Source organism: Chamaesiphon sp., from assembly GCF_041737865.1.
Lineage (GTDB): Bacteria > Cyanobacteriota > Cyanobacteriia > Cyanobacteriales > Chamaesiphonaceae > Chamaesiphon.
The window spans coordinates 1-9,938 of sequence record NZ_JBGSQZ010000029.1 but is presented as its reverse complement, the minus strand read 5'-3'; the positions used below and the strand labels follow the sequence as shown (position 1 = coordinate 9,938).

The 9,938-nt window shown below is 43.4% G+C and carries 10 protein-coding genes; 2 read left to right on the top strand and 8 right to left on the bottom strand.

What is annotated here, in order from left to right; genetic code table 11:
- Window positions 1-134 precede the first annotated feature (134 nt).
- Together ACEW9J_RS02180 and ACEW9J_RS02175 are read right to left on the bottom strand one after the other, a co-directional pair.
- Entirely contained in the window at window positions 135-1,631 is a 1,497-nt protein-coding gene (locus ACEW9J_RS02180; RefSeq protein WP_373543510.1) for a serine hydrolase domain-containing protein, read from the bottom strand.
- A gap of 50 nt (window positions 1,632-1,681) precedes the next feature.
- Window positions 1,682-2,098 (bottom strand): hypothetical protein, encoded by a 417-nt coding sequence (locus tag ACEW9J_RS02175; RefSeq protein ID WP_373543509.1) that lies wholly within the window; start codon window positions 2,096-2,098, stop codon window positions 1,682-1,684.
- A 75-nt stretch (window positions 2,099-2,173) separates the two neighbouring features.
- Here ACEW9J_RS02175 and bioA point away from each other — a divergent pair, with 75 nt between their 5' ends.
- Complete coding sequence (gene bioA, locus ACEW9J_RS02170; RefSeq protein ID WP_373543508.1) at window positions 2,174-3,457, top strand: adenosylmethionine--8-amino-7-oxononanoate transaminase; 1,284 nt, start codon at window positions 2,174-2,176, stop codon at window positions 3,455-3,457.
- Window positions 3,458-3,511: 54 nt separating this feature from the next.
- On the top strand, window positions 3,512-4,891 hold the full coding sequence (locus ACEW9J_RS02165; protein ID WP_373543507.1) for a dihydroorotase: 1,380 nt from the start codon (window positions 3,512-3,514) through the stop codon (window positions 4,889-4,891).
- Window positions 4,892-5,230: 339 nt separating this feature from the next.
- On the opposite strand, the gene ACEW9J_RS02160 is transcribed toward ACEW9J_RS02165, so the two are convergent.
- The 6 genes from ACEW9J_RS02160 to ACEW9J_RS02135 form a co-directional block, all read right to left on the bottom strand.
- A complete protein-coding gene (locus tag ACEW9J_RS02160) occupies window positions 5,231-5,617 on the bottom strand; it encodes a type II toxin-antitoxin system VapC family toxin (protein WP_373543506.1) in 387 nt (128 codons plus the stop codon).
- Window positions 5,614-5,832: a DUF2281 domain-containing protein gene (locus ACEW9J_RS02155; RefSeq protein ID WP_373543505.1), complete on the bottom strand. Its 219-nt coding sequence runs from the start codon at window positions 5,830-5,832 to the stop codon at window positions 5,614-5,616. The genes ACEW9J_RS02160 and ACEW9J_RS02155 overlap by 4 nt, the downstream gene beginning before the upstream one ends.
- A gap of 90 nt (window positions 5,833-5,922) precedes the next feature.
- On the bottom strand, window positions 5,923-6,801 hold the full coding sequence (locus tag ACEW9J_RS02150) for a hypothetical protein (RefSeq protein WP_373543504.1): 879 nt from the start codon (window positions 6,799-6,801) through the stop codon (window positions 5,923-5,925).
- Window positions 6,755-7,006: a hypothetical protein gene (locus ACEW9J_RS02145; RefSeq protein WP_373543503.1), complete on the bottom strand. Its 252-nt coding sequence runs from the start codon at window positions 7,004-7,006 to the stop codon at window positions 6,755-6,757. Before ACEW9J_RS02145 ends, ACEW9J_RS02150 begins: the two co-directional genes overlap by 47 nt.
- A 109-nt stretch (window positions 7,007-7,115) precedes the next feature.
- Entirely contained in the window at window positions 7,116-8,915 is a 1,800-nt protein-coding gene (locus ACEW9J_RS02140) for a DUF262 domain-containing protein (RefSeq protein ID WP_373543502.1), read from the bottom strand.
- A gap of 153 nt (window positions 8,916-9,068) precedes the next feature.
- Window positions 9,069-9,938, bottom strand: an 870-nt coding sequence (locus tag ACEW9J_RS02135; RefSeq protein ID WP_373543501.1) for an aconitase family protein, incomplete at its 5' end; no start/stop codon positions are given.

Sequence of the window (9,938 nt, the reverse complement as noted above, 5' to 3'; positions counted from 1 at the left end):
CAATCCCAAGCTATTATCAACAAGTAATGCTTATTGATAATAGATTGGTAAAGTATCTTGTTTTGACAATTGATATTTATTGCTCAAACACATTCAGAGACTTGATTTGATGATGAGGCATAGCCTCATCGAACTCAGGTTAACAGCAACTGAAGACTGACTCCAGCACGAAGCAATCCTCCAACCAGTGCTAAGGTTGCGCTAATCATTGCAATTCCGATGAGATCGGGCTGAAAAACCAGCATTACAGGTAAAGGTGCCTCAAAGAGCATCGGCAATCCGATTAGGAGTCCAGCGGCGATCTCTGCATCCAGAATGAGCGGCAACCCAACATGTCGCAACAAAGATTTTACGTCCAGATGAGGGGATTTGGAACGGGTGCGCCATTGTCGTAGCACAATCCAAGTGCGAAAAAGCCCCAGTAATTGCAGCATCAAAAGAGCTGGGAACGCGATAACCTGTAATTGAGTTAGAAAACTATTCCTCCCTTCCACAGGTGGACGATCGGTCAGAAGATTGACAATTCCCTCAGATAACTGACGAATCGGCTCTCCTGCTACACCAGGAATTACATTTATCAGTAATGCGAATCCCAACTTTTGAGTGGGGATGAGTGTGATGTTGCTTGAATAGTTTGGAGCTTCACCTCCATGAGAGACAATCGGGATATTATTAATACTGCGGACAAACCATCCCATTCCATAAAATAGGCGATCTCCGACTTCCGCTGCTGGTTGATGCAACTGTGCGATTCTTACACTGGATACCAAGTTAATATCCTGGTAGCGTCCATCATTCAAGTAGGGAATGAGGTAATGTCCCAGATCCTCCACGCTAGCAATCAGGTTGCCCGAAGGCAGATACTCCCGAATATAGGCAACTTCTGTCCAAACTGGGTAGCCAAACCAAAAGCGATTGCCTACAGATAAAGCAGGGCTTCCCTGTTGTGACTGTTGCTGAGACGTGTAACTGTGACGCATTTCTAAAGGCGTAAAAATATATTGCTGAATATATCGTTCGTAGGACATTCCCGAAATCGCTTGGACGATCGCTCCGAGAATAATGTAATTGGCGTTTGAGTACTGAAACTTTTTGCCGACAGGTTGAGAGAGGCGATCCGCATTCAGGTTGCGGACGTACTTTTCGATTGCTCCCTCGCCTGTGTCACGATCGATGTACTTTCGTCCTGTTCTAGTGGAGATGCCACTCACTTGATTGAGGAGGTGCCGAACGGTAATTTGACTACTAGCTTGGCGATTCTCGTTCCGTTCGCGAAGCGTCTCGTTCCGAGAAGAGGCTACGCCAACGGCAACATTAAACCACGGTAAATACTGTTGGACGGGAGCATCTAAATTTACTTTGCTTGCCTCTACCAGTTGCATAATTGCTAAAGCCGTAAAAGATTTACTTACCGACCCTAAAATAAATGGAGTCTCAGGAGTCACAGGGCGTTTTTCGGAATCGGCAATCCCAAAGCCTTTTGAGTGAATGATTCGATCGCCCTGGACGATCGCGATCGCCAGTCCTGGAATTCGATATTGCTTTAGTTTCGATTCAAGGTAGACATCGATCGCTTGCAGTGGGGCTGGCTGACTTACTGCTGGCTGTCTAGCTACGACGGCTTGAGACATAATAAGCACTAGCATCAGGGCGAATACGATCGGAGTTCTCACTTTCAAAATTATCTTCTCATCCGATTGATATATTTAACAGTTGACATTTGCTTTGACTGGGCATTTACTTGAGATTGATGGCGACAATCTGCGATCCGTTTGGTTAATGCAAGAGCGCGTTCGTTTGTGACGGCTTGACCTGCTTCGATCGCTTCAATTAACTTTCTAGCTTCTTCACCAGTGATTGGCTTTGATTCGGTGTGAAAAGGGTACTTCAAATTAACGATCGACCAAATGCATTTCAAGTGTAGCAAACCTTTACCCCTCCTGTAGCCAAGAAACACCAAGCGCGATCTGCCCAGCACAATTTTCAGTAGTGGTGCAGTCTTTTCGATGCGTTGGCGTAGCCGCGCCGAGAGGTAATCGCAGTGTAATTCTAACTTCAGCAGCATCATGAAGTTGAGCCGATGCAGCAAAAATCGCATCCGGTACAATTGCAAAAAGTACCAAACGATCGATTGTAAAATGTTAATCTCAGTTGAAATCAGCCCTTACACTTCATGCAGTCTTTACAGCAACTCCTCGATTTCGATCGCCTGCATGTTTGGCATCCCTACGCAGCGATGCCCAATCCGTTCCCAGTGTTTCCGGTAGAATCAGCTCAGGGTGTCCAGATTCAGTTGATGGATGGTCGATCGCTGATTGATGGCATTTCTTCCTGGTGGACTTGTATTCATGGTTATAACCATCCTCGCTTAAACCGAGCTGCTCATACCCAAATCGATCGAATGTCGCATATCATGTTCGGGGGTTTGACGCACCAGCCAGCGGTGGATTTGGCGATGAAATTGATTGCGATTACGCCAGATCCACTCCAGCAGGTATTTTTTTGTGACTCTGGCTCAGTCGCGGTTGAGGTAGCGATGAAAATGGCGGTGCAGTATTGGTACAATCGCGGATTACCTGAAAAGCAACGGTTTCTGACGATTCGCAATGGCTATCATGGGGACACCTTTGCGGCGATGTCAGTTTGCGATCCGGTGAATGGGATGCACCATCTGTTTCGCAATCTGGTGAACCAGCAATATTTCGCTGATGCACCACAGATTGGCTTCGACGATGACTGGCAAGAGCGGGATATTGAGAGTTTTGCAGTTTTACTAGCAGCACATCACGATCGCATTGCAGCAGCCATTTTTGAACCCGTGGTGCAAAATGCTGGGGGGATGCGTTTTTATCATCCAGAATATGTGCGCCAGGCCAAGGCGTTATGCGAAAAGTACAATGTCTTGCTGATTTTAGATGAGATTGCGACTGGTTTTGGTCGGACGGGCAAAATGTTTGCAATCGAACATGCGGGGGTATCTCCAGATATTCTGTGTGTCGGGAAGGCACTAACTGGGGGATTTATGTCCCTCGCCGCGACGCTGACGACGCGGGAGATTAGTGAGAGTTTTGCTGCGGGTGAGGCGGGGGTGTTTATGCACGGCCCCACATTTATGGCGAATCCCTTAGCCTGTGCGGTGGCTTTAGAAAATTTGACGTTGCTAGAAAGTTATGATTGGCAATCGAGGATTCGATCGATCGAATCCCAGCTTAGAGCGGAATTGGCACCTTGTCGGAGCTTGGCAGCAGTTAAGGATGTGCGGGTATTAGGCGCGATCGGGGTGGTAGAATTGCACGATCCAGTGAATATGCAGGAGATCCAGCCGCGCTTTGTGGCAGAGGGTGTCTGGTTGCGTCCATTTGGACGACTGATTTATACGATGCCCCCCTATATTATTCAGCCCTCGGAACTCACCGCAATTACTAGTGCGATTTATAAAATTGTCGATCGGATTTAGCACCTGTAGGGAGCCGTAATTCCCTATGATAGAAGCAGTATTCCTCGCTTTAGCATGACTCCATCCCTCCCCACCACATTATTAATCCGCAACGCCAGAGTTTTACTCCCTGATGGCAGCTTTCAGTCCGCTGATGTGTGGGTGGAGGGAGGTGTGATTCGTGAGATTGGCCCAAATCTCGCTCGATCCGCTGATACCGTCATTGATGCTCATCAGCTCACCCTGCTACCGGGCGTAATTGACCCCCAAGTACATTTCCGCGAACCAGGATTGGAACATAAAGAAGACCTTACCACAGCCTCCCGCGCCTGTGCCCGTGGCGGTGTGACCTCCTTCTTGGAAATGCCCAATACTAAGCCGCTGACGATTAATCAGGCTGCTCTCAACGACAAATTGACCCGCGCTGCCCAAAAATCTTTTGTGAACTTTGGCTTTTTCATCGGTGCTACGTCCGAAAACTTACCCGATCTCCAAACCGCCACGCCCACCCCTGGCATTAAGATTTTCATGGGTTCGATGCACGGCGATTTGCTGGTGGATGAAGAAGATGCTCTCGATCGCATTTTTGCCACAGGTACCCGCCTCATCGCCGTTCATGCCGAAGACCAAGCCCGCATTGCCCAACGGCGAAAGGAATTTGCAGGCATTACCGATCCAGCCATTCATTCAGTCATTCAAGATAATCAGGCGGCACTCAACGCCACCCAGCTTGCGCTCAAACTGTCCAAAAAATATCAGCGACGGCTGCATATTTTGCACCTTTCTACCGCAGAAGAAGCCGAATTGCTACGTCAGGACAAGCCCACCTGGGTAACAGCAGAAGTCACGCCGCAACATCTGCTGCTGAATACGGGCGACTATGAAAAGCTGGGGTCACTAATTCAGATGAACCCACCGATTCGGAGTACCCACGACAATGAGGTGCTGTGGCAAGCACTTCAGGATGGAACGATCGATTTTATTGCCACCGATCATGCTCCCCATACCCTAGCCGAAAAAGGTCAGGCGAATACCGCCCATCCAGCCGACGAGGAGGCATCTGCCACAACTGTTTTTCTGGAGCCTGCCAAGGTGCCATCGGGAATGCCTGGAGTAGAAACGTCTTTGCCGCTGATGCTCACCCAAGCGATGCAGGGACGATGTACTGTAGCTCAAGTTTCCTACTGGATGTCTACGGCGGTGGCAAAGGCTTATGGTATTGTCGGTAAGGGATCGATCGCACCTGGCTACGATGCTGACTTAATACTTGTAGATTTAGATAATTACCATCCGGTATTGCGCGAAGAATTACAGACTAAGTGTGGCTGGAGTCCGTTTGAGGGCTGGAATTTGACGGGCTGGCCAGTGTACACGATCGTCGGAGGGCAAGTAGTCTACGATCGAGGTCAATTTAATCAGCAGGTTCGAGGTCGAGCTTTGATGTTTAACTCCTAACATCTAGATTACACTTATTACTTATTTATACTGAGCTTCGATCGCCGCACGATTGAAATCGTCGCTAGTGTTGCAAAACCCGCCTTCGCAGGTTATACAGCGGTTATCAGGAACATAGGGGACACTTGAAATCGTGTACCTCTTCCCAAATCAGGCTTTTGAAGATCGATGTACCCCTAGCTAGCGACTGAAGTCGCTGCTAGTGATGCAAAGTCCGCCTACGCGGACTAATATACGATCGATGATTTATTAACCGAACCGTATTGCCAGTCGAGGTGGCTATATTTTCCGCCATACCAGCCAAATGCGATCGATTTTCCCATAGTCTTTAGTTTAGATTTATTCCCATCGTAGTTGAATTGGGTATGCAGTGAAAGCAGCATCACAGCTAACTAAAGTGAGAGAACTATTAATAGCTTGAGCGATTAAAATTCTGTCGAATGGATCGCGATGATGAAGTTGTAGATTCATTACCCTAACTGTATCAGCGAAAGAAATTGGTAATAAGCCAATTCCAGCAGGTTCTGGACTAGACTCGATCGATTCATAGTTCGATCGCAGTGACAACTTCCCAATGCTTAATTTAATCGCGATTTCCCATAGACTAGCAATACTAATGTAAACTCGATCGGCTGTTTCAATTTCTGTTTTTATCGATTCAGGTAACTTAGAGTCATCTTCTGAATACCAGATGAAAGCATGAGTATCCAAAAGTAGCTTATTCACTCCATATACTCCTGAAAATCTTCTAGGGGATCATTAAAGTCATCAGGCAGTGGTAGCGCAAATGTGCCCTTTAGAAAACCTGCTTGCCGCTTTTTGTGTGGTGGCGAAGTACTTTTAGTATGAGTTTCTAGCAAAAATTGAGTATAGTGGAGAACTTCTTGCTGGAGTGAATCGGGTAGTTTATGTAGGTATTCTAAGATTGTGGTTTCTATCATTTTCAAAACCTCATTTTACTTTTTTACATAGCATAGATTACGTCAATCAAACAATATTTTATCTAGAGTTAAATAAAATATTGTTTTCATTTAACTGTATATGGCAATAGGCTCCAGAACAAAGTCAACATCTCCAACCAGGACTTTCCAGAAATCAGCCATGTTAACTTGTCCTGCTAGTCCAGTAATATTACTAGATTGAAGACGTGTCTTAGGTAGAAATCCAACAATAGTTATCTCCGTATTTCCAGGAAGTATGTACATTCCGCGAAGCTGATCCATTGTAATAACAAAATGAGCTGGATTGAGAGAACAAAGTATACTTTTTTTAGCTATCTCTAAATGAGCCGTTACAGAACCAATTGAACAAACATTGAGCATTTCCGACATTATCGAAAAATCGTCTTGACCGCTTGCCTCCATTAACATCCTAATAATGTTAGGGCTTTCTAATATTTTATGAATCATAGCCCACTCAAAAAAGTGAGTTGTTGCAGTTATTTTGACAATCTGAAATTTAGAATCATCAAAGTCGCTACTATTGTGTATCTCAGAGATTAGCCCAGCTTGAATAAGTTCTCTTTCCAGTAAAAGATATAAGTTATCCTGATCTACTTTATCTTCTGAGAAACCTCTAGATTCGCCTGACTCTTTAACTGAGCCATCTTGTGATTTAAAGCCAGATTTAGTAGTTTGCTTTTTCTCGCCTTTACTACCTACTTTCATAGCGATATTAGCACCAATGCTACCCTCAGCGGCGGAGCTTTTCTCGCGTGTTTGCTCCTGATACTCTTCTATAGGGTTATTAACATCTCTTTGGCTAATTGTCTCAGACAGTCGGCGAATCTGAGTTAAGCCATCCGATATTTGGGCTGTATAGGAGTTTAAACGGCTACGATCTAAGTAGATGAAGTGTTTTAACTTAGTATCGCTTCCACTTGCGATCGATTTCCCGACTTCTTGATTCATATGTATCAGATTTTTCTTTTTCCCATTGTAATCTATCTTTTGAGATACGATCTAAGGAATCTCGTAAATCTGTCACATCATCATCTAAGGTCATTTGACGATCGATCTCCTCAACGACACCACCAATTAACTCACCTAATAGGTAAGCATCCTCATGGCTACTGTGCTTGGCTGGTTTAGAGTTGGGTGAGTTAGGTGTGGTCATAACACTGTTCCAGGATTCTCCCTTCACTACAATTATATCCTTACTTTTAAAAGTCACCCATAAATCAGTGCATCAATATAGATGACAAATACTTCCCATACTACAAACATCAAGGCATTGGCCAAATGTTAATAGCTATATCCGCTAATTCATTAGCCCGTTTCTCTATAGTATCAGCATTCCAATTATCAATGTTATTAAAGTATTTATTTAAGTTCAAATTGCTCTCTTTGTATATTATTTTCTTTTCTGTAAATACCTTATTGGATAGTGGAGAATTATCAGCCGTCAAAGTTAAATTGCCTAATGTATGCAGCCACTTATTACTAATAGCATTATAACTATCACCCAAACTTTCTCGCCATTCATAAGTTAGTGCCTGGGGCATAATATGCTCGACTGTCAGATTATCTGAGAAAATAGAATCTTTCTCTTTCGTGTTACGATAAATAGAACTATTTAATCTCTCCAGAATAAATTTTAAACGTTTTCTGTTACCAGTTGTGTAAATGTTTTTACTTACAATAGCAGATCTAAAATCTTTGTCTTGAGGAAAACTCTTGTTACCACTATACTCTCTAAGTATTATTCTAAGCGCAAGAAGAATATTGGCACTATCCTTAGAGCATATTTCTTTGTAAAGGTTATTAAATATTTTGCCTAAAATATTCGTTGAAATACCGACAAATAAACGACGAATAAAATATGACTCTAGAAGGCATAATATGTTTTCAAAATCTTCGCAAGATATTTTTGAAAGAGAATACAACTCATATATATTAAGCAAAAATATATGACAAGTTTCAAAATCTAGTTCCGAGAAGTAATAAAAGTATCGAGAGAGTTCTTCTTTCGGCTCATTCTGGGGAAGACACAGCCTTTCATAGTAATTAGAAAATTGAGTCAATTCTTTCAAATATTTGTGTTTATCTGAAAAAGCATCAAATTTTTCAATCATACTTTTATATACTTCTTTCTCTGTGACAGAATCACCATCTTTACGCAAATAATTCCAGAAATACTGAGTCAATAACTTTCCTCTCACTTCAGATCTATAATCTCTGTCATACCATCTTTTTTTGTTAATTTTTTCTTCTATTTCTCTAAATTTTTTCTCTAACAATCTCCATTCTTTGTCAATCTCTTCCTTGTCTGGAGATAATGAAGATTTCATCAACACATAATTTCGGATTAGATCACTTTGATCTAATTTTAAACCAGTACTATTCAATCTCTCAAAAATTAAATAAGGATTATCATCATTATCTGCAACGATACTCACAAGCATTAATTCGTGGAGAATAATATCTTTTAATCTGGAGAAATTGATACTATTACGTAATTCCTGTTGTACCTTTTCTTGGAAGAATCGAAATGCTTTAAAAACACGAGTTTCAGAGAAACGAGTTTTGTTGTTATGTATAGATTGACTACAATCAAAGTCTAGATCTAGATCTTTCCATAAGCTATTACCATCATTTGATACGATATGTTGATACACACGCCATTCTATTCCACGATCCGGAAAAAATATCTTATAGAAATCATTATTGGTTTGAGAACTATTAACTAAATATTTGTTGATATCATCAGCACATTCAACATTGCCACTAAATCGTAGAAAGTCACGTATAACTGAAAGCAATAAAGTAATTGTGATTAAACGCTGTTGTCCATCAATTACAATAAAAGGAGATATCCCATGTACGGTTTTAGGGTAATTATGTTGTGTAACTATTGTGCCAATAAAATACCCACTTTTAACATCTCCATTATGTATGTCAATTAAATCTTTTAATAGTATCTGCCAGTTTTTTTCGTGCCATGAGTACCGCCTTTGAAATAGAGGGATTTGAAATTGATTATCTTCTTTTAAGAATTGACACAACGTAATTTCTGATGCTTTCATGAAGTAAGCTATGGTGCATGGGTATAAGTTATGGTACCCACTAAGTGGAGAAGAATGAACAAAAAAATACATCTCTCTGATGCTGAGTGATGTATTGAAAAATATTTATTCTGCTTAACGGTTGCACTAAAGGGAATTGGTGTGGTTGGAAGTTTACACCTCAGCTAACTTTCTCACATCATCCACCGAGATAGTTCGACCCTCATCCTCAAAACCAGAAATCTGGTCGAAATTCAGATAGCGATACAGATCTCCAGCAAACGGATTGATTTTCTTACTCATCAAATCCAGATATTCCGGTACCGTCGGAATCCGTCCTAGCAGCGAACAAACTGCGGCTAATTCTGCCGAACCGAGATAGACTTGGGCACCTTTACCCATCCGGTTATTGAAATTGCGGGTGGAGGTCGAGAACACCGTGGCATTATCAGCGGTGCGGGCTTGATTGCCCATACAGAGACTGCATCCGGGCATTTCTGTCCGTGCGCCAGCGGCATCGAAGATCGCGTACATCCCTTCGGCTTTGAGTTGGGATTCGTCCATGCGGGTGGGGGGACAAATCCATAACTGGGTGGTGACTGCGGGTTCGCCGTCGAGGACTTTGGCGGTGGCGCGGTAGTGTCCGATATTGGTCATGCAGGAGCCGACGAAGACTTCATCGATTTTAGCTCCGGCGACTTCGCTCAGGAGTTTGATGTTGTCGGGGTCATTGGGAGCGGCGACGATCGGTTCTACAATTGTATTCAGATCGATCTCGATAATTTCGGCGTATTCGGCATCGGCATCGGCGGACATTAGGATGGGATTGGCGAGCCAAGCTTCCATCTGGGCGACGCGGCGCAACATGGTACGGGCATCGGTATAACCCCGTGCAACCATGTTTTTGAGCAGGGCGACGTTGGAGCGGATATATTCGGTGACGGTGGCTTCGCTGAGTTTGATGGTGGAGCCAGCGCAGGAACGTTCGGCGGTTGCATCGGTGAGTTCAAAGGCTTGTTCGACTTTGAGATCGGGTAAGCCTTC